The organism is Herminiimonas sp., from assembly GCF_030655415.1.
The window spans coordinates 213,814-232,665 of sequence record NZ_JAURVN010000014.1 but is presented as its reverse complement, the minus strand read 5'-3'; the positions used below and the strand labels follow the sequence as shown (position 1 = coordinate 232,665).

20 protein-coding genes are annotated in these 18,852 nt (G+C 49.7%); 14 read left to right on the top strand and 6 right to left on the bottom strand.

Annotated elements, in window-relative coordinates:
* Positions 1-128 precede the first annotated feature (128 nt).
* From Q7T66_RS10190 to trbK, 8 genes are all read left to right on the top strand, one after another.
* Complete coding sequence (locus Q7T66_RS10190) at positions 129-809, top strand: ABC transporter ATP-binding protein (RefSeq protein WP_304933224.1); 681 nt, start codon at positions 129-131, stop codon at positions 807-809.
* Complete coding sequence (locus Q7T66_RS10185) at positions 806-2,029, top strand: FtsX-like permease family protein (protein WP_304933223.1); 1,224 nt, start codon at positions 806-808, stop codon at positions 2,027-2,029. The genes Q7T66_RS10190 and Q7T66_RS10185 overlap by 4 nt, the downstream gene beginning before the upstream one ends.
* Positions 2,030-2,049: 20 nt before the next feature.
* Positions 2,050-2,286 carry a hypothetical protein gene (locus Q7T66_RS10180; protein WP_304933222.1) on the top strand — a complete coding sequence of 79 codons (237 nt, stop codon included), beginning with the start codon at positions 2,050-2,052 and terminating at the stop codon, positions 2,284-2,286.
* A 32-nt stretch (positions 2,287-2,318) separates the two neighbouring features.
* Positions 2,319-2,843: a DUF3299 domain-containing protein gene (locus tag Q7T66_RS10175; RefSeq protein WP_304933221.1), complete on the top strand. Its 525-nt coding sequence runs from the start codon at positions 2,319-2,321 to the stop codon at positions 2,841-2,843.
* Positions 2,844-2,985: 142 nt separating this feature from the next.
* Complete coding sequence (locus Q7T66_RS10170; RefSeq protein ID WP_304933220.1) at positions 2,986-3,561, top strand: flavin reductase family protein; 576 nt, start codon at positions 2,986-2,988, stop codon at positions 3,559-3,561.
* Between the two features lie 103 nt (positions 3,562-3,664).
* A complete protein-coding gene (locus Q7T66_RS10165) occupies positions 3,665-4,279 on the top strand; it encodes a pyridoxamine 5'-phosphate oxidase family protein (RefSeq protein WP_304933219.1) in 615 nt (204 codons plus the stop codon).
* Between the two features lie 412 nt (positions 4,280-4,691).
* Entirely contained in the window at positions 4,692-5,057 is a 366-nt protein-coding gene (locus Q7T66_RS10160; RefSeq protein WP_304933218.1) for a PleD family two-component system response regulator, read from the top strand.
* A gap of 41 nt (positions 5,058-5,098) precedes the next feature.
* Positions 5,099-5,284, top strand: a complete 186-nt coding sequence (gene trbK / locus Q7T66_RS10155; protein WP_304933217.1) for an entry exclusion lipoprotein TrbK — start codon at positions 5,099-5,101, stop codon at positions 5,282-5,284.
* A 55-nt stretch (positions 5,285-5,339) separates the two neighbouring features.
* Here trbK and Q7T66_RS10150 read toward each other — a convergent pair whose 3' ends face one another.
* Positions 5,340-5,738 carry a hypothetical protein gene (locus Q7T66_RS10150; protein ID WP_304933216.1) on the bottom strand — a complete coding sequence of 133 codons (399 nt, stop codon included), beginning with the start codon at positions 5,736-5,738 and terminating at the stop codon, positions 5,340-5,342.
* A 316-nt stretch (positions 5,739-6,054) separates the two neighbouring features.
* On the opposite strand from Q7T66_RS10150, the gene Q7T66_RS10145 reads away from it, so the two are divergent.
* From Q7T66_RS10145 to Q7T66_RS10125, 5 genes are all read left to right on the top strand, one after another.
* A complete protein-coding gene (locus tag Q7T66_RS10145) occupies positions 6,055-6,303 on the top strand; it encodes a DUF3297 family protein (protein ID WP_304933215.1) in 249 nt (82 codons plus the stop codon).
* Positions 6,304-6,528: 225 nt separating this feature from the next.
* Complete coding sequence (locus Q7T66_RS10140; RefSeq protein ID WP_304933214.1) at positions 6,529-7,143, top strand: TetR/AcrR family transcriptional regulator; 615 nt, start codon at positions 6,529-6,531, stop codon at positions 7,141-7,143.
* A 144-nt stretch (positions 7,144-7,287) separates the two neighbouring features.
* Entirely contained in the window at positions 7,288-7,965 is a 678-nt protein-coding gene (locus Q7T66_RS10135) for a type 1 glutamine amidotransferase domain-containing protein (protein ID WP_304933213.1), read from the top strand.
* 125 nt (positions 7,966-8,090) lie between these two features.
* Positions 8,091-9,548, top strand: coding sequence for an NAD-dependent succinate-semialdehyde dehydrogenase (locus tag Q7T66_RS10130; protein WP_304933212.1), 1,458 nt, complete (start codon positions 8,091-8,093; stop codon positions 9,546-9,548).
* A 148-nt stretch (positions 9,549-9,696) separates the two neighbouring features.
* A complete protein-coding gene (locus Q7T66_RS10125) occupies positions 9,697-10,671 on the top strand; it encodes an alpha/beta fold hydrolase (RefSeq protein WP_304933211.1) in 975 nt (324 codons plus the stop codon).
* 309 nt (positions 10,672-10,980) lie between these two features.
* Here Q7T66_RS10125 and Q7T66_RS10120 read toward each other — a convergent pair whose 3' ends face one another.
* The 5 genes from Q7T66_RS10120 to Q7T66_RS10100 all read right to left on the bottom strand — a co-directional run bounded on the left by Q7T66_RS10120 (position 10,981) and on the right by Q7T66_RS10100 (position 16,467).
* The gene (locus Q7T66_RS10120; RefSeq protein ID WP_304933210.1) at positions 10,981-12,573 is read right to left on the bottom strand and encodes a CocE/NonD family hydrolase; all 1,593 of its coding nucleotides are present in this window, start codon (positions 12,571-12,573) and stop codon (positions 10,981-10,983) included.
* Positions 12,574-12,710: 137 nt separating this feature from the next.
* Positions 12,711-13,811, bottom strand: coding sequence for a mandelate racemase/muconate lactonizing enzyme family protein (locus tag Q7T66_RS10115; protein ID WP_304933209.1), 1,101 nt, complete (start codon positions 13,809-13,811; stop codon positions 12,711-12,713).
* Positions 13,792-15,468 (bottom strand): GH3 auxin-responsive promoter family protein, encoded by a 1,677-nt coding sequence (locus tag Q7T66_RS10110; protein ID WP_304933208.1) that lies wholly within the window; start codon positions 15,466-15,468, stop codon positions 13,792-13,794. Before Q7T66_RS10110 ends, Q7T66_RS10115 begins: the two co-directional genes overlap by 20 nt.
* Positions 15,458-16,312, bottom strand: a complete 855-nt coding sequence (locus Q7T66_RS10105) for a sterol desaturase family protein (protein WP_304933207.1) — start codon at positions 16,310-16,312, stop codon at positions 15,458-15,460. Before Q7T66_RS10105 ends, Q7T66_RS10110 begins: the two co-directional genes overlap by 11 nt.
* 2 nt (positions 16,313-16,314) lie before the next feature.
* Entirely contained in the window at positions 16,315-16,467 is a 153-nt protein-coding gene (locus tag Q7T66_RS10100; protein ID WP_304933206.1) for a hypothetical protein, read from the bottom strand.
* Between the two features lie 572 nt (positions 16,468-17,039).
* Between Q7T66_RS10100 and Q7T66_RS10095 the strand changes: the two genes are divergently transcribed.
* The gene (locus tag Q7T66_RS10095; RefSeq protein WP_304933205.1) at positions 17,040-18,827 is read left to right on the top strand and encodes a monovalent cation:proton antiporter-2 (CPA2) family protein; all 1,788 of its coding nucleotides are present in this window, start codon (positions 17,040-17,042) and stop codon (positions 18,825-18,827) included.
* The last annotated feature ends 25 nt before the right edge of the window (positions 18,828-18,852 follow it).

Here is an 18,852-nt window from a genome sequence, read left to right as displayed (position 1 = left end):
AACGATAGCGATCTTAAAAATGCGTTCGTAGAGTTACTGCATGCTTGATTACTTGATTCCACATTCAAAACGAAGATGATTTTCAGATGACTCTATGCAGGCTCCAGCTTTTTACGTAATATGCAACCATGTTGCAAATATCAAATATCAGCTATCGCTACCCTCGTTCCAATATCGACCAATTAAGTCAGGTTGAATTCGGCCTCGCTGCAGGCGAGCATGGGATTTTCGTCGGGCCTTCTGGCAGCGGTAAGTCGACCTTGCTGCATTTAATCGCGGCAATCTTGAGGCCTCAAACAGGTAGCATTATGGTTGCTGGCACCGATGTATCTGCGCTGCCACCGCAAGATTCGGATCGCTGGCGCGGCAAAACAATAGGCTTTCTTCCACAAAAACTGGCGCTCATTCCAGCGTTAAACGCGCAGGAAAATATCTTGCTGGCAGCGTATGCCAGCAATCGGGATCAAAGTCATGCGCGTGCGGATCAATTGCTGGCTGCGCTAGGTCTGCAAGAAAAGAAGCTTTCCAAACCACATGAACTCAGCCAGGGACAACGTCAACGCGTAGCGCTTGCACGCGCCTTGTTTAACCAGCCGCAGTTGCTATTGGCCGATGAACCAACAGCAAATCTTGATGATGAATCCTGTGGTGCGGCGATCAAATTATTAACCTCGCAAGCGGAAGAAATCGGCGCATCGCTGGTCATTGCAACGCATGATGCGCGTGTCTTAGCGGCATTACCGCAAGCAAAAACGCTACGTTTAGCTACGCATTTAGCTTCGCATCAAGCGCGAGGTGACAGCAAATGAGCAGCATGAAAATCAACGCGATTACCCTCGCCCTCAAGTCCTTGCGTCACAAGCCACTTTCGACGGCGTTGAATATGCTGTTGATGGCGGTCGGCATCGCGATGATGACGTTCATCCTGTCGGTATCGACGCAACTTGCTGACAGCGCGACACGCGATGCCGAAGGAATTGATCTGGTGGTCGGTGCCAAAGGCTCGCCGCTGCAACTGATACTGTCATCCATCTATCAAGTGGATACGCCGACCGGCAATATTCCGCTTTCATCCGAAGATCTTTTGAAGAAAAACCGCATGGTCAAGAACGTCATGCCTTTGGCTTTGGGTGATAGTTATCAAGGCTTTCGCATAGTTGGAACTTCGCTTGGCTACATCGAACATTACCAAGGCGTGATTGACCAAGGTCAGTTATTTGCAGAACCTATGCAAGCGGTGATTGGTGCGCAGGTCGCCAAACGAACCGGCATCAAATTAGGTCAGGACTTATATGGCTCGCATGGTTTGACCAGTGGTGGCGAAGTACATGATGGAGTGCCATACAAAGTGGTCGGCATCCTTAAACCTGGCGGCAGCGTGCTGGACCGATTAGTGGTTACGCCGGTCGCGTCAGTATGGGCAGTGCACGAAAAGACAAATGGGCTGGACGCTAGCGATCCAGAAGAAAAAGAAGCGATGGAAGAATCGCGCGAGCTCACTGCGTTACTGGTTCAATACGCATCGCCGCTGGCCGCAGTGACGATGCCGCGTTTTATCAATAGTCAAAGTGAGTTGCAGGCTGCGCAACCTGCGCTGGAAGCAGCAAAGCTATTTCGCTTGATGGGTGTCGGGATAGACGTGTTGCGCGGCATCGCGATCATCGTTTTGCTGTCAGCTGCCTTGTCGATGTTTGTTGCGCTGTATAACGCGCTGGAAGAACGCAAAGCTGATCTCGCCATTTTGCGCATGCTCGGCGCGTCACCGCGAAAACTGTTCGTTCTCTTGTTGATTGAAGGCTGTGTGTTGGCATTGGCAGGCGCTCTGCTCGGCTGGTTGATCGGACATGTCGCGGTTGAGATTTTTGGACACATTCTTGCCGCTGATCAAAACATCTCGCTTTCTGGCTTGATCATTCTTGCAGAAGAATTCTGGTTAATTCTTGTAGCACTCGGTATCGGCTTGATTGCCGCATTGCTACCAGCGATACGCGCTTATCGCACCGATATCGCCAACACGCTTTCGCATTGATTTTTACGAAAAGGAAAAACATGAAGACTCTATTAGTACTCATCAGCACTTTGTTAGCGTTCAATGCACATGCTGAAAGCAAAGAAGAGCACAAGAAAGAAACCATCGCCCAACATCAGGCCATGGCAGCTGCGCATCAAGCAGCAGCACAATGCCTGATCAGCGGCAAAGATGAAAAAATTTGTCACACCGAATTAGCTGCCGCCTGCAAAGGCCTGGCTTTAGGTAAACTATGCGGGATGCGCCACGCGCATTAATCATTCTGCGTAGGCAGATTTATGGAGCTTGTATGCACGTCCTTAGCGATCGATTTTTACCCCTCCTTTGTTCACTGACCGTCTTGGCAGCGCTGACAGCTGCGCCCGCGTTTGCACAAAAGTCGCAGCAAAGTGCCGAGCACACGCCGCCTGGCAATGGTGTTCCTGCGCAGATGCCGGTCATCATGGATAAAAAAGGTGTGACCTCTTGGAACACGCTGGCCAAGGTCAAGCAAGTGCGCGCTAAAAACAGCATTGTTCCGCAGTTCACCAAAGAAGTCGCCGCACTCAATAATCAGGAAATCAAGATTCAGGGATTCATGATGCCGCTGGAGGCTGGCGAGAAACAGAAGCATTTTCTGATTTCTCATACCCCGCCAACCTGCTCTTACTGTTTGCCGGCGGGGCCAGAAGGCGTGGTTGAAGTGAAGACCAAAAAGCCGCTCAAGTTCACCTTCGAACCATTGATAATTTCCGGAAAAATGGAAATCATGAAAGACGATCCTATGGGTCTGTATTATCGGATGACCGACGCGTCGCTATCAACCGCTGACTAGATAGAGACCTTGAACTTGCCAGTGTGGGCGAAGCTTTCGTTGAAAGCTGGATAGAAGAAAGGCGGTCTTACGGTCGCCTTTTTTATTCCTATAGAGTAAAAATAACTTCCATACAATTTTGAAAAATCTGTGAGTAACTTGAATGGAAAATTATATTTTGTCTGTGCCGCTGGAAAAAGCGTACCGCTTGATCAACCACGGGCCGACTGTGCTGGTATCGGCAAACCATGACGGCGTAAGCAATGTCATGGCAGCTGCATGGGCGTGCGCTCTGGATTACTCGCCGCCCAAGCTCACTGTGGTACTAGACAAAGCTGCGAAGACGCGTGAGCTGGTCGAAAAAAGTGGCTCCTTTGTCATACAGGTGCCAACCGTAGCGCAGTTAAATCTGACGCAATCAGTAGGATCCTTAAGCCTGGCTGATACACCGGACAAGTTGCAGCAAGCAGGCGCGAAATTGATACGCATGGATGGTAGCGAGCAATCCTTTGTCGAAGGATGTTCGGCCTGGCTCGAATGCAAACTTGTTCCAGAACCGCACAACCAACAAAGCTACGATTTGTTTATCGGTGAGGTGGTAGGCGCATGGGCCGATACACGCGTGTTTAAAGATGGGCATTGGAACTTTGAGAGTGCCGATCCAGCATGGCGCAGCCTGCACTACATCGCAGGCGGACATTACTACGCAATTGGCGAGTCAATATCGAGCACGAAATAAAACTAAACGTAGATCCTGAGAGGCAATAAACGCTTAGACATAAAATTTATACTGAACTCAGACGGCAAGATCAAAACGTTAAATTAGATGAGGAGCATCCTGCATGACACATGCGATCACAAATGTGGAACAACTGGAGGCGATTTACGGCACACCACATGAGCGGGCACTGTGGAAAGAAATCGATTTCTTGAACGAGGACTATCAAGCCTTCGTGAAGGCGTCGCCTTTTGTGGTTCTAGCATCGATCGGTGCGGGCGGCGTTGATTGCTCGCCACGAGGCGATGTCGCAGGCTTTATTAAAATTCTCGATAAGCAAACTCTTGCTATTCCTGATCGCCCCGGCAACAACAGGATCGACAGCTTACGCAACATTGTTGAGAATCCTATGGTATCGCTGCTGTTTCTAATTCCGGGCGTAGGTGAAGTATTACGCGTTATCGGACATGCCGAAATCACGGTTGATCCGGATATGCTTGCGATGTTTGAGGTAGACGGCAAGCTACCGCGTACCGTCATTATCGTTAAGATCGATGCGGCGTATTTTCACTGCTCAAGGGCGATCGTTCGCTCCCATCTGTGGGATGCCGACAAGTACGTCGAACGCAGTAGCCTGCCCTCGCCTGGCGCCATGCATAAACGACTGAGTGGCGGCGTGTTCGATGCAGCGACATACGATAGTGAATTACCAGAGCGTACGAAAGCCAGCTTGTATTAATTCAATCTCACGTTGCCATGAATGCGTTAATACAAACAGCATCTTGCTATTACACTAGTAGCAGTGAAGCTACAGCTGGTAACCAGGAGAACTTATGGAATGGGCTGAATCGAACAGTATTGGGTGGCTTTTCAAAATCGGTGCGACCATTCTATCTATTGGAATTTGTTGCTTAGCGCATAAGAAGTTCAAGAATATATTCGTCACCATTTCGGTTTTTCTTGTCGTCAATATTATTCTTCTGGAGCTCGTCAAAATGATGGGGATACATGTGCCTCTACCCGGACGACTTTAACAAGTACAGTTAGGCATTAAAGGCGTTGCTCCAAAACATCTTTTGAGTCAAGAGCGGTAGCGCACATCCACATGACTCATTTGATGGCATTATCATTCTCTTTTTTTAATTACAATCATGCCGACAGTCCTAATTGCCGAAGACAATCTCGATGCTAGAGATGTGATGTCCGAACTGCTTCAAGCCAACGGTTTTACTATTTTGGTGGCGCAGGACGGCGAAGAGGCATTGGAGATTTTAAAATCTCATAAACCTGATGTTGTTCTCACTGATATCGATATGCCGCATATCGATGGGCTGACCTTGTGTCATCAGATCAAACAAAATCCGCAGACCAGTGATATTCCCCTGATCTTGATCAGCGGCAGACCACCGATCTACCAACCAGATTCCGTGTTCGACGTGGTGCAGAAACCTATCCTCACCGAAGAATTGCTATCGAGCTTGAAGGCAGCGATACGCCATTCACCAGTGCTGTGCTGATGTCGTTGAGTAATCAAAGTGTGTGTGCACGGAGTGTGCGGATGAAAACCATCTATTCGTTGGCTGCCGCTTGTATGGCGATTGCAGCTTTGTCCGGCTGCACCAAGGAGAAGACTTTTACGCCTTCACCCGAGACTTGCACGAGCGAACACATCAACCAATTCACGACTAAAGAAGATCTTCGTGATTTTCTGCATGCGGCTTGCAGCAATGTGAAGCCGGGCTGAACCAGCGTCTGAGTGTAAAAAATTACCTGGTTTGAGCAGCCCGACCTTCTATTTCCTAGGCATGTTTAGCGCTGTAGGTTTCTAGCAGCGCGTCTAGTCGGTTCGAATACTGCTCTTCTTCATCCGAAGTCGATAGCAGTGCGCTCATATCTATTTCATCCCTATTCTCCAGGTAGTACATGCGCAGTCTATGTACGCTTGGTTCGGGATTGTCGATGTCGTGAATCATCTCTTCCAGCGTTTCTTCGTAGTCGCCATCATCGCCAACGGCCGCTACGGTAAAAAGATTATTGACTTCATCGATGGCATTTCGCATCAGCTCGGCAAACGCTTCATCTTCTTTTATTCTGGCGAGAAGCTCATCTTTCTCGCTGTCAGTCAGATTTGAAGCATATTCGCGGAGTGCTTCATTGCCTTCATCAATTCCAAAATACTCGTGGTCGTTGTCATCCATTTGGCGCTCCTGATTGTTTAATTTGCTTGCTGAATGTAGAGAATACTTTCGATGTTACGGGTATCTCAAAATAGATGTCGGGGCAATGCTAAAAGTTCTATTTCTCTGCGTCGAATCCGTCAAATATTTAACCGTGCTTGTAATCGGCTACAACACATCTCGCACATAATAATCGGAAACCCGATCTTGTAAATGGTAGAGCATCCAGCGGTACGTTCGCTTTACAGCGGATTTTGCGGCTCGCAATGCCAAGGACTGATGCACGAAACAAAGCAAAAAATTGTTTTAGTTAATCTTATGGTTGATAATTATGGCCATGAACGATACCGCACACCTCCCCCCATTCCCTGATCGCCTCTCAGTCGATCCTCGCAGCCCGTACTACAACGAGGCGATATTCCAGCACGACGTCGGCATCAAGCTCAACGATAGAGTGCGCACTGAAGTTGAAGAGTATTGCATCAGCGAAGGATGGATCAAAATCCCCGCGGGAAAAGCACTCGATCGCAAGGGCAACCCTTTAATGACCAAAGTCAAAGGCAAGGTCGAACCGTTTTATCGGTAAGGACTTTTCGCTTTAGTCGCATTACTTAACTTCAATACGTGTCTGCAAGAGCCTGCGGTTTAAAGCTTTTTGCAGGCGCGATTAGAAGTTTGGCCTCATCTTGCAGCTGCATTAAGACCTAAGCTTTCATTCTCTTTTTCCCCCTTTCAAAGCTTCACAAAGATCCTTTTGAAAATATTTTAAATAATACTAGACGACCGGTCTAATTACATGTATCTTTCGTTCATGGTTACTTCAACTGCTTCCGAATCTTCCGATGTCCGCGAGAACATCCTTGCTACAGGCCAACGCATCATGGCTGGCAAAGGATTTTCTGCTGTCGGTTTGAATGAGATTTTGACGAGTGCTGGCGTGCCTAAAGGCTCGTTCTATCACTACTTCGGATCGAAAGAAGTCTTTGGCGAAGAACTGTTGAAGAGTTATTTCGAAGATTATTTGGCCGATCTCGATGCAACCCTGAGTCAGCCAAGCATGACGATGGCTCAGAGGTTGATGGACTACTGGCAAATCTGGCAGGATTCGCAATCGTTCTTTGATTGCCAGGGTAAATGTCTGGCGGTGAAGTTGGCGGCTGAAGTGGCTGATTTGTCTGAGCCTATGCGTTTAGCGCTCAAACAAGGTACTTCTGGAATTGTCACCCGCTTGGCTCGCGCGATTGAGGTCGGTGTGGCTGAAGGTTCTTTGAATATCGATGGCGATGCGGAGAATGTAGCGCAAAGCTTGTATCAGTTATGGCTGGGCGCGAGCGTGATGGTGAAGATTGAACGTAGTACCGAGCCATTTAAAACGGCAATGAAATTGACTCAACAAATAGTGCGTGTTGTTGAACCTGCTGTTTAGAGCCAGTGTTTAAGCGCACTATTTTAAAATTTTTAACTTGTAGTTACCCGCATTTCAATGAAATGCTTTTTTTTGATCTTGCATTAGACGACTGGTCTAATAGTCCTTGATCTAATTTATTGATTCACTTACTGGAGAATGAAAATGAAAGTCCTTATGGTCCTCACATCGCATAGCGAACTTGGTAACACCGGCCGCAAAACTGGTTTTTGGTTGGAAGAACTGGCCGCGCCTTATTACACCTTCAAGGACGCTGGCGTCGAAGTGGTTCTCGCCTCGCCTAAAGGTGGCCAGCCCCCGCTGGATCCAAAAAGCAATGAGCCAGCAAATCAAACCGAACAGACACATCGTTTTGAAGCAGATGCTGCAGCGACTGCACAACTGGCCAACACTGTGCGACTCGACAGCGTCAATCAAGCTGATTTCGACACTGTGTTTTATCCAGGTGGTCACGGTCCATTGTGGGATTTGGCAGAAGACAAAGTGTCGATCGCCTTGATTGAGTCCTTCATCGCAGCCAACAAACCAGTTGCACTGGTATGCCATGCACCGGGCGTCTTGCGTCACGTACAAACATCCAATGGCAGACCTTTGGTAGAAGGTAAAAAAGTGACCGGCTTTACTAACTCTGAAGAAGCCGCTGTTGAATTGACCGACATCGTGCCCTTCCTGGTTGAGGATGAACTGAAATCTAAAGGTGGCATCTATTCTGAAGGCGACGATTGGGCTTCGTATGTAGTCAGAGACGGCTTGCTGATTACTGGTCAAAATCCTGGTTCATCGAGCGCCGCTGCAGCTTTGCTGATGCAGCAAATCGCCTGAGGGTCTCATAAACCATTAGAACCATCCAAAAGCAAACAGCGCCTGCCCTTGATCACTCCGTGAATTGTGAATTTGCATTCAACCGGAGTGACCACAGTAACGATCAAATACGGAAAGTGAACACGATGCTAGAACATATAAAATCCTCAGGCTGGTTAAAAGAAGCCAACTTCATCAACGGCAAATGGCTAGCTGCCAATGACCGCAGTGAACACAGCGTAGAAGATCCGGCAAACGGCAAAAAGATCGGATCAATTGCATGGTCAGGCACAGATGAGACTCGGCTTGCGATTGATGCTGCGCACTCTGCTCTTGCGCAATGGTCCATGACAACCGCAGCAGAACGCGCTGATTTTCTGCAAAAGATAGTGGCAATTGTTCGCGAAAATTTGGATGATCTAGCCAGCTTGCTCACGCTTGAACAAGGGAAGCCGATTGCCGAAGCGCGCGCAGAGATGCAACTGGGCGCCGACTATATTCAATGGTTTGCAGAAGAAGCCCGACGCATCAAAGGTGAAATTATTCCTTCGCCATGGCAGGGTCGACAAATCCTGGTGACGCGTGAGCCAGTCGGCGTGGTGGGCGCGATCTCGCCGTGGAACTTCCCCTTCTCCATGTTGGCACGCAAGATTGCACCCGCACTTGCGGCCGGCTGTACAGTCGTGGCCAAACCATCAGAGTTCACTCCGTACTGCGGACTTATATGGGGCGTACTTGCGGAAAAAGCTGGCTTGCCTGCCGGAGTCGTTAACGTAATCACCGGCGATGCCGTACAGATCGGCGCTGAACTAACGAGCGATGCGCGCGTACGCAAACTCACTTTCACTGGCTCAACTCGCGTCGGCAAACTGCTGTACGAACAGTCAGGCGCAACCATGAAAAAACTATCGATGGAACTCGGCGGCAATGCGCCCTTCATCGTTTTCGATGATGCGGATATCGACAAAGCCGTCGAAGGTGCAGTCGCAGCCAAGTTCCGTAACAGCGGACAAACCTGCATTTGCGTCAACCGCTTCTACATTCAAGATGGGATCTATGACGAATTTGCGCGTCGCTTGGTAGAACGCGTATCGCAACTGAAAGTCGGCAACGGTTTTACTCCTGACGTTCAACAAGGCCCACTGATCAACCAGGCATCCCTGGATAAAGTCGAAGCCCATGTAGCTGATGCAAAAGCCAAAGGCGGCCAGATTCTGCTCGGCGGCAAGCGCCATGCACTGGGTGGAACCTTCTACGAACCGACGGTTATCACCGACGCAACGAGCGACATGATCATCGCGCATGAAGAAACCTTCGGCCCGGTCGCTGCCTTGTTCCGTTTTCAAAAAGAAGAAGACGCATTAACCGCTGCCAATGCCGAACCATTTGGACTTGCTGCATATTTCTACAGCCGCGATCTCTCACGCATTTTCCGTTTATCACGCGCGCTGCAGAGTGGCATGGTGAGCGTCAATGAAGGACTGGTCACAACCGAAGTTGCTCCATTTGGCGGCGTCAAGGACAGCGGCATCGGCAGCGAAGGCTCAACACACGGCATCGACGAGTACTTGAATTTGAAGTACGTCAGCCTTGGTGGCTTGTAACTCGCAGCGCAGATTAACTCATGCGAACCAGTCGCTGCATGCTGGTTCGCAGGATTGATTCACAAGTTTAGATACACATCGTCGTTACAAGTACCGCATCAAAAATAACACAGCAATTTTATAACTCATTCACGCTAAAGGAATAATCATGACTACCGCCGATAAAAACGTAAGCCTCTCCCGCCGTTCCGCTTTGATGGGCAGCGCTGGCCTCGCCGCCGCAATTGCTCTGCCATTGGTAGCTGCTGTATCAAGCGAAGCAAACGCCGCACCCGCTGGCGGCGCAGTGAAGAAAACAGCCAATTACATCACGACAAAAGATGGCGTTGAAATCTATTACAAAGACTGGGGTTCAGGCCAACCTATCGTATTCAGCCACGGCTGGCCGCTGAATTCGGATAGCTGGGAATCGCAAATGTTCCATCTGGCGAATAACGGTTTCCGCGTCATCGCGCATGACCGCCGCGGTCACGGCCGTTCTAGCCAACCTTGGTTTGGCAATGACATGGATCACTACGCAGATGATTTGGCGCAGTTGATTGAAGCACTGGATTTGAAAAATGTAATCTTGATCGGCTTCTCAACTGGTGGTGGCGAAGTCGCACGCTATGTTGGCCGTCACGGTACCAAACGCATCGCCAAACTTGGACTGATATCTGCAGTGCCGCCACTGATGTTGAAAACCGCAGACAATCCAGGCGGCTTGCCGATTGAAGTATTCGACGGCATACGCGCAGCGTCGGTCAAAGACCGTTCGCAGCTGTATCTGGATATCGCATCAGGCCCGTTCTACGGCTTTAACCGTCCAGGCGCAAAAGCATCGCAAGGCCTGATCAACGCATGGTGGATGCAAGGCATGATGGGCGGTAACAAGAATATGTATGACTCGATCAAGGCATTCTCGGAAACCGACTTCCGCAATGATTTGAAAAAATTCGACAAACCGACTTTGATCATCCACGGTGATGATGACCAGATCGTGCCTATCGATGCAGCCGGCAAAGCCTCAGCCAAAATCGTCAAGCACGCCAAGCTGATCATTTATCCAGGTGCGCCACATGGCTTGACCGATACCCATAAAGAAAAGGTCAACGCCGACATTCTAGAATTCGCCAAATCTTGATGCCTGACTAGTTCTCATCGTTAGCTCATAACTCGTTATCTCAAAACCTGTCTCTTCAAGAGGCAGGCTTTATCATTTGCGCGATCACTTGTTCCGGCTTCCAGGCGCTAACTTTTATGTGGGGATTTTTGCGATATGAATCAAAGTTACGAGCTCATTTCGCAATTTCTTGTTCGGCTCGCACAGATTGATAAGTAGTTTGCTGTACCTCTCGCTTAAGTGGGAAGTTTTGACCAATTATTAAGTGTAGAGATTTCGCCAGTGAACTCTATTCGATTTCTGACTGCATGTTTCCTAAAAACTTGCTTTTTATCTACGTAGAATCACCGGCAGTATTATGCGCGATGGCATAGCTGGTGAATGATGCAAGGTCTGAATCGCCACTATCGGTGAAGTCTCCTTCGATATATCGCCACCCGTATTCAAATTTCGGTCGTATCGCGGGAAGTTGCTGCTACTAATCTCGATACGGATTTTATGGTCGCGTTTGAATAACATGCTGGTGGGCCAGAGTTCTACCGCTATTTCGGTCGGGTCTGAATTTGCGGCATAGCTGCGCCGCAAGATTCCATCAGAAATATTGTAAGCGTTGCCGTCTGGATGGACGTCGATGAGTTTGACGGTAAAGTCAGTGTTGGTGGCTGATGTTTGTACATACAACATGGCGCTGATCGGCCCCGTCACTTCCATATCTTCTATCAGAGGCTCGGTCGAATAAACGAGTACGTCTTCTCTAGCTTCGATATCGTTCTGCTTCATCATGCCAGCTCTTGGACCAAGCATAGCGCCGCCACGCGAAGGAACCGGATTCACGGGATCATAGCGATACATGTCTTTAACTGATTTTGTGGGCATTTCGAGGGCTAACTTGCCATCGCTTTGCAAACCATTCGCCTTGCCGCTGCCATGCAGATAAAAAGCGGTATCACGTGCTCTTGCCAATGGCCAGGCCGGTTCATCGCGCCAGACATTTTCGCCCATTACATATATACGCACAGGTGCTTTGAAGGCCGGATCCAGAGCTTGTCCGAGCAGATGATGGTCGAACCAAGGAATACTTGGTGCCAGACTCGCGGCGCGATAACTTCCTGCCGAAGACCCGTCCGGAAAGATGATGGGGTCGGCATGCGTCCATGGGCCGATAATAAGTCGGCTGCCTTCTGCTACGGGTCTGATGGATGAATTTTGCAGCGATGCAAAATCTCGAAGCTGTGTCGGTAAAAATGGATCCGACCAGCCGGCCATCAGCAGCACAGGTGCTTGCGCGTTGGCAGCGCGATCTACGCCGTCGATGGCAGTCCAATAAGCGCTGCCTGCTTGTTCGGTTGCCCAATCATTGAAGAAGCGTATATCGCCGACGGCTCTGTCGTCGGCCTCAATCAATGGAAACCCATTAAATCCTTTTCCCAATGCGTCGAAGTAAGGATCTTCGTCTGATTTGCCGCGGCTGCGAACAGCCCAAAATAGCGCTGACTCAAGTGAGAATGCACCGCCGGGATGGAACATCGTTCCGAAATCCGTACTAGCGATTTGAATATTCATTGCCAGCAGACCAGGTTGATCCGCGACAGCCCACTGTGTGTAACCGAAAGCTGACCCTCCCCACATGCCAAGGCGGCCATCGAACCATGGCTGCTGCGCCAGCCATTTGAGTGTTTCGATGCCATCCTGACGCTCCGGGCGCAACGGGTAAAACTCACCACCAGATTTATAGCGTCCGCGCGTACCTTGTATGACGACTGTATAACCCCGGCTAGCCCAAAAGCTTGCCACCGCCTCCATGGCCATATCGTTCTTCCAATTGCTGCTGACGGGAATGCGAACCAGAATAGTGGGAGTTCGGCTGTCCATTTTTGGACGATAAATGCTGGCAACCAATTCGACTTCGTCGGCAGTGATCATTGATATATCGCGATCAACCACTACCTCGTATTCCGCCGGACGCACACCCTCACGCGGAAGAAATTTGTAGTTTACGAACGCTTGGCATCCGCATAGAACAACCATCATCGCGGATAGAAAAATAAAGCGGAAAACCTTCAAGTCAGTATCCTTACATCGATTCCCAGACCGGGTTTTCCTCTCGCATCAAACTCTAATACCCCGCCATGGCCAAACATCAAGGGTTTTTCCATCACATCATGCGTCAGCAAATGCGTGCCAAATGCACCTTCCTGCGCAATCAAAATATCACGCGCTTGATTCACTACCGTTAAAGCTGCGCGGGTCAACACACTGGTTTCGCCAACATGAGCGCCGACGATAAGCCCGAAACCCACCCGACGTATGGCGGATAGCATTTCCAGCGAACGCAGGATGCCGCCCATCTTGGAGATGCGCACGTTGACGACCCAGTGCTGCGGATCTTTTTCGAAGTCGCAGATCTGATCAAGGCGCAACAGACTTTCGTCGAGGATGATCTTCATTCCTAAAGCGACAGCAACTTGTCGCAGTGCTTGTGGGCTGCCTGCACGTATCGGTTCCTCAAGGCCCATAAAGGCAAAATTCAAGGCCTTCATATGAAGGACCGCACTGTCCACATCTGGCCACAGGTTGTTGGCATCGGCTCGGACTCTGCTGGCTGGCACGCCCGCTGCGCGCAGGACTGCGATTTTCTGCTTATCCAGATCGAGATTGCCGGAAAGCTTGATCTTGAATTCAGTGAAGCCGCTCGTTTGATAGCGTTCGAGTTGCGACTGGAACTTCGCTGTCGAAGCGTCGCCGAGCACAGCGGTATACAGGAAATCTCCGCAGAGTTCGGGCAAGCCGAGCAGCTTCTCTATGGAGCAGCTATTTTCGATGCCTAGTGCATCCAGCATCGCCAGCTCCACTGCCGACCATGCAGCAGGATTGGCATCGAGTAAGACGCGGTTCACTTTAATCCATGCACGCAAAGCATCTACACTGTCGATCTCCGCTAACCAACATTCATGATGCTGTGCGACAAAGGCCAATGCTGATTCCAGACTTTCTCCGCTTACGTATTCGCGTGGACAACCTTCGCCGAAGCCGTTGATACCTTTTGCTGTCTCACACTTCACCCACAAAGTTTGTGTGACGACTCTTTCGGCAGAAGCATGCTTGAACGACTCCTTGAACGGTATATCGAGAATGGATGGGTTAATCCGTAGTAGTTTCATAGACAGCATTGGCGATGTGAGATGTAAAGTCGAAAGAGGAGTCCTTTAAATATGCGACGGCCACGGTCTTGAACTGACCTTCACGCTGACCCTGCGCTACATAATGACGCTTGTAGGCATCGCCGGCACCCGGCAATAACCAGTGTGCGCTTATGCTGCCCAGGCGCAGGCTTTCACGCTTGGCCTGATATTCGAGATTAAGCGCAGCCAGCTTTGCGTCCACAAGATTAGCTAGTGTTTCAACTGAAGGAAGGGTTTCGATGTCACCAGCTTCGACGTAAAGTCGGTAAAGGGAATTCGTTTCATCAGCGATCATCATGAGGAAATGAGCATGCCTGCCGAGGCTCTGCATGCCCGCATTCACTGCTGCCAGTACTTGCGACTCATAAAGTTTCTCGCCGGTGATACTGGTGACGCCTTTGCCTTTCTGGATAAAGCGCAGCAAGGGGGTCTGATGCAGGAATCCGGTTACCTTTACCAAATCGTTGATGAAATAACGATACAGTCCGGATGGAGTGGTGACTACGACATAGTAGAGGCCGCCCTTGCGCACCTTATCGAGAGTGAGAAATTCGGGTTGCCCACTATCCCATTTGTCACGCTCCACGAACTCGAAGAAATGCGTATCGAGCGTCGGAAATCCGCTTCCGGAGGACCGGCCCAATGTGATGGTGCCGCGAAACTCGCTGGAGACGTAGCCCAGTTCAAGTATCTTGGTCTGTGGAGAGAGTTCCTGCTTTAAAGCTGCCGCAGCTACGCCAGCGCCGGCGCACGTCCAGGCAACGATCAGACGCAGTTCTGGCCATAGGTCTGCCAGGCGTCCACGAGAATCCATGCGCGCCAGTTCGTCAGCACGGGCAATATTGGCCGACAAACGTGGCGCCACAGCGAGGGCTACATCTGCACACAAATCAGCCAAGAGAAAAAAGTCGCCGCTTCGTATATCGCTAATTAGTTGCTCGCGATGCTCGCGGTAAATTTTTATTAACGCGAGCAGGGTTGAAGGATTGGCGGCTCCGATGTAGCTGATGTCCTTACGCTCCAGCGCGAGTCGCAGTATCAGTAAATACTTGAGGCGACTGTCGGCGATGCCCAGTACCTGATAAGGCAGCACGAATCTGTTACGTATGGAGCGCGCCGTACTGCGAGAGACAACTCCTGACGCAGACCCATAAGGTTTTCCATTCGACAGAGTGCCTTCACTAGCCGGGCTAGTGATAGCAAGTATGCTGCCTGCAAATCCTTCCGGATAGTTTCGGTGCTGGAAAGCTACCGCAGTCCGCTGGATGCGTTGTAGGGCGGACAGATGCGTGGAGATGAGCGGCAGATCCTTGGGCTTGCCGGTAGTACCGCTGGTTCGCATATAGCACAGCGGCGATGATGCGGTCAGTGCAGCGTCGCCTTTGTTGATCTCGGCCTCGATGAATGCACGCAAATCTTCGAATTCACATACCGGTATAGTCCTTACATACTCTTCATAGCCGTCAATTCGTTCAAATTCGTGTTCGCGGCCGAAACTAGTTTTTTCGTTCTCGGCAAGAATTCTGGCCAACAGGCGGTGTTGTACTTTCATCGGATTGCGCGCCATCCACGCAATGCGCGCCCCTTGCTGCCATGCAGTAAGACGGAGATAAAGCGTAATCAGATCAAGAGTCATTGCGGCGTCGGAAAGGTGAAATCATCTGCGCCCAAAAACCCTTAGGGTAGTTACGGTCTGGAATACCAATATCGTCCACCGGTCTAGGCAACTTCCAAGTGCCAAACAGTAGATCGTAAATGATAATGGTATTGCCGAAATTGCAGTAGGCAGCTTTTGGATCGCGTGCATGATGCCAGCGATGCGTCTCAGCGCTACCTACTATGTAGTTGAGCCATCCATAACGCAGCTGCAAATTACTGTGTTGAAAAAAGCCGTTAACGGAATAAAAAACGAAATAGCCAGCTAAGACCTCAGGGGCGACGCCAAGCAGCAGAAAAGGTACTGTATCGAGGCAAAACTGCAAAATTTTTTCAAATGGGTGGAAGCGTCCAACATTAAGGGTATAGAGAATGTCCGGGGAGTGGTGCACTTCATGTAGACGCCATAAAAACATGTACTTATGTGCGGCGCGGTGCAGCCAATACCGCATCAGGTCCACTAACAGCACCATAAATAATATCTGTGCAAGTAAAGGCCAATCACCTGGCCAGAGCGTGCTGCCTACGTGTTTATTAGCCCAGGCTGCCACATATAGCACGCCGATCAACCCTAATAACCTAGCAACGGCGATTTGCACCATGCCCAAAAATGCGGTATCAGCAATAACATCTGACTTTGTTGGGCGCCAGTCAGGACGCGCTGGGAAAAACCATTCCAAGATAACTATCACGATGCCGGACAATACAACCGGGACATACGCTGCAGCGACAGGCTCGCTTCCAATCGATAGCAAATGAAAATATGCCAACACAGCACCCACCAAGGTAACGGGATACCAGACATAAGAAAGCCAGACCTTCATGCTTAGTTTTCCTTTGTTCGCAGATGAAAAATTGCCAGAGTCAATACGAATGCAGCGAGTACAACATGAAATACAGCAGGAATCCAACTAGTAAACCAAGCGTCTGCATCTGCAGCAGCTATCCCGATGGTGATACGAGCAATAGAACCTGCCATGTATATGACGCCCAATACAAGTAGCCATCGCCCGACGCGACGGTTAGGTGGAAACTTACGATTAGCAAGTTTCCATGCGACCCGGTACATGAATAAAAGGAGAATCAACTGTATAAGCAACAGTAGTGCATAAGGCAGCGAACTACCTTGAAAGTCGCCGAATGCTGGCAAAAACTCAAGGGGAAACCAATATTGGATAGCCTGTCCCACCACCCTTATAAGAAATAGCGAAGCCAATAGAAAAAGTAGATTCGAGTAACGAATAAGGTCAGATCGATCGCGTCGTGTTTCTAGTAAATGCATTGATGTTGAATTTTTAGTTTGCTAATTGGTATTCTCGCCGACAATAAGGATCGCTTTTACTAACTGCGCACTCCGCGAACGCACGACATGCTGCCACTGAAGACTTGTTAGCACAATACTATTTTTATGGGATGCGCATGTCCGCTTCTGGCCTATGGCTCTTTATGAGAAGCCCCATTTTTAAACGCTGAATTCTTAAAATCACCCTTCCCTTGTTCTAGATACAATATCGCCCTTAACAAGAATTACCGGCAAAATCAGGAAACTTTATGGCAATCGACGGCAGCACCAATCAATTAGTTGGCATCGTGACCTTATTAGGCGCTGCAGTTATCGGCGTGCCGCTTTTTAAACGTATTGGTCTCGGCTCCGTGCTTGGATATCTGGCTGCGGGACTCGCCATAGGCCCATCAGGTTTGGGTCTGATGTCGGATCCACAGACCATCATTCATGTTGCCGAACTTGGTGTCGTCATGTTCTTGTTCATTATCGGACTGGAAATGAAACCATCGCACCTGTGGAGCTTGCGAGGACAAATTTTTGGATTGGGCAGTATGCAAGTTCTGCTGAGTTCGGTATTGCTCACCTTGGTAGGCATCGCTTTCGGCTTTTCCTGGCAAGTATCTTTTGTCAGTGGCGCGGGATTTGTACTGACGTCGACTGCAATCGTGATGCAGGTTCTCAGCGAACGCGGTGACATGCAAACGCCAAAGGGACAACGCATTGTTTCGATCTTGTTGTTCGAGGATTTGCTGATTGTTCCTTTGCTGGCCATCGTCGCCTTCCTGGCACCGGCCGATATGGGCACGTCGCATGGCGTACCCGTGTGGGAAAAGATAGGTTTCGCAACGCTGTCTTTAGTCGTACTGGTCGGGGCCGGTATCTGGCTGCTTAACCCACTGTTTCGCATCTTGGCAAAAGCGAAGGCGCGCGAGGTAATGACCGCCGCCGCTTTGTTGGTGGTTCTCGGTGCGGCATTGCTGATGGAATTAGGTGGACTATCGATGGCGATGGGCGCATTTTTGGCGGGCGTCTTGCTCTCTGAATCAACCTTTCGCCATCAGCTGGAAGCAGACATTGAACCGTTCCGAGGTTTGCTATTAGGACTGTTTTTCCTAGGCGTCGGCATGGCATTGAATCTCGATGTGGTTGCGCGTAACTGGCAACTCGTGATCGCAGGCGTCCTGGCGTTAATGATTACAAAGGCCATCTGTATTTATTGCGTCGCACGGCTGGCAAAGAGCAATCATGCAGAAGCAATCGACAGAGCGATTCTGATGGCGCAAGGCGGTGAGTTTGCGTTCGTGTTGTTTACAGAAGCACTCAAGCTGAATGTCATTACATCTGAAATCAATGCAAACATCACTGCGATCGTCGTGCTCTCGATGGCATTAACGCCAATGGTCGTAGTTTTGTATAAAGGGTTTGGTAGTAAACAAAATGTTTCATTGGATGGCATAGAAGGCCCCAAAGATATTCAAGCCAGTGTTGTCATCATTGGCTTTGGTCGAGTTGGTCAGATTGCCAGTCAAGGTCCATTGGCCAAGGGCGCTAAATTATCAATTATCGATAATGACCCGGATGTCATACGCACCGCCGAACCTTACGGCTTCAAGGTTTTTTATGGCGACGGCGCGCGCGCAGAGATTCTCCATGCCGCTGGCGCGCTCCAAGCATCCGTTATCCTTGTCTGCATTAACGATAAGAATGCAGTGACCCGAATTGTAGAAACGGCGCGCCACGAATGCCCCCATGCCAAACTCGTGGTGCGCGCCTTTGATCGTGAACATGCGCTCGAGCTTGTTAAGCATGATGCCGATTTTGTCATCCGCGAGACATTCGAATCATCCTTGCTGATGTCAAGGCAGGCCGTGATCTTGTTAGGTTCTGATGAACAGCAAGCCGATGATTTGATTGCCGAATTACGTACTCGGGATGCCGAGCGTTTCGCGTTAGAAACTACCGGCGGTCTATTCGCCGGGCGTGCGCTGGTACTGGGAAATATTGAATATATTCCGCCGCCTAAGCATGGAGAAGAGAAAATTATCGCGCCGTAGTTCTTCTTTTTATAGTTCTGTGCAG

Bases quoted from the DNA above. Each gene is read 5' to 3' on its own strand.
- Q7T66_RS10190 (WP_304933224.1), top strand. From the start codon at position 129: ATGTTGCAAATATCAAATATCAGCTATCGCTACCCTCGTTCCAATATC.
- Q7T66_RS10185 (WP_304933223.1), top strand. From the start codon at position 806: ATGAGCAGCATGAAAATCAACGCGATTACCCTCGCCCTCAAGTCCTTG.
- Q7T66_RS10180 (WP_304933222.1), top strand. From the start codon at position 2,050: ATGAAGACTCTATTAGTACTCATCAGCACTTTGTTAGCGTTCAATGCA.
- Q7T66_RS10175 (WP_304933221.1), top strand. From the start codon at position 2,319: ATGCACGTCCTTAGCGATCGATTTTTACCCCTCCTTTGTTCACTGACC.
- Q7T66_RS10170 (WP_304933220.1), top strand. From the start codon at position 2,986: ATGGAAAATTATATTTTGTCTGTGCCGCTGGAAAAAGCGTACCGCTTG.
- Q7T66_RS10165 (WP_304933219.1), top strand. From the start codon at position 3,665: ATGACACATGCGATCACAAATGTGGAACAACTGGAGGCGATTTACGGC.
- Q7T66_RS10160 (WP_304933218.1), top strand. From the start codon at position 4,692: ATGCCGACAGTCCTAATTGCCGAAGACAATCTCGATGCTAGAGATGTG.
- trbK (WP_304933217.1), top strand. From the start codon at position 5,099: ATGAAAACCATCTATTCGTTGGCTGCCGCTTGTATGGCGATTGCAGCT.
- Q7T66_RS10150 (WP_304933216.1), bottom strand. From the start codon at position 5,738: ATGGATGACAACGACCACGAGTATTTTGGAATTGATGAAGGCAATGAA.
- Q7T66_RS10145 (WP_304933215.1), top strand. From the start codon at position 6,055: ATGAACGATACCGCACACCTCCCCCCATTCCCTGATCGCCTCTCAGTC.
- Q7T66_RS10140 (WP_304933214.1), top strand. From the start codon at position 6,529: ATGGTTACTTCAACTGCTTCCGAATCTTCCGATGTCCGCGAGAACATC.
- Q7T66_RS10135 (WP_304933213.1), top strand. From the start codon at position 7,288: ATGAAAGTCCTTATGGTCCTCACATCGCATAGCGAACTTGGTAACACC.
- Q7T66_RS10130 (WP_304933212.1), top strand. From the start codon at position 8,091: ATGCTAGAACATATAAAATCCTCAGGCTGGTTAAAAGAAGCCAACTTC.
- Q7T66_RS10125 (WP_304933211.1), top strand. From the start codon at position 9,697: ATGACTACCGCCGATAAAAACGTAAGCCTCTCCCGCCGTTCCGCTTTG.
- Q7T66_RS10120 (WP_304933210.1), bottom strand. From the start codon at position 12,573: ATGATCACTGCCGACGAAGTCGAATTGGTTGCCAGCATTTATCGTCCA.
- Q7T66_RS10115 (WP_304933209.1), bottom strand. From the start codon at position 13,811: ATGAAACTACTACGGATTAACCCATCCATTCTCGATATACCGTTCAAG.
- Q7T66_RS10110 (WP_304933208.1), bottom strand. From the start codon at position 15,468: ATGACTCTTGATCTGATTACGCTTTATCTCCGTCTTACTGCATGGCAG.
- Q7T66_RS10105 (WP_304933207.1), bottom strand. From the start codon at position 16,312: ATGAAGGTCTGGCTTTCTTATGTCTGGTATCCCGTTACCTTGGTGGGT.
- Q7T66_RS10100 (WP_304933206.1), bottom strand. From the start codon at position 16,467: ATGGCAGGTTCTATTGCTCGTATCACCATCGGGATAGCTGCTGCAGAT.
- Q7T66_RS10095 (WP_304933205.1), top strand. From the start codon at position 17,040: ATGGCAATCGACGGCAGCACCAATCAATTAGTTGGCATCGTGACCTTA.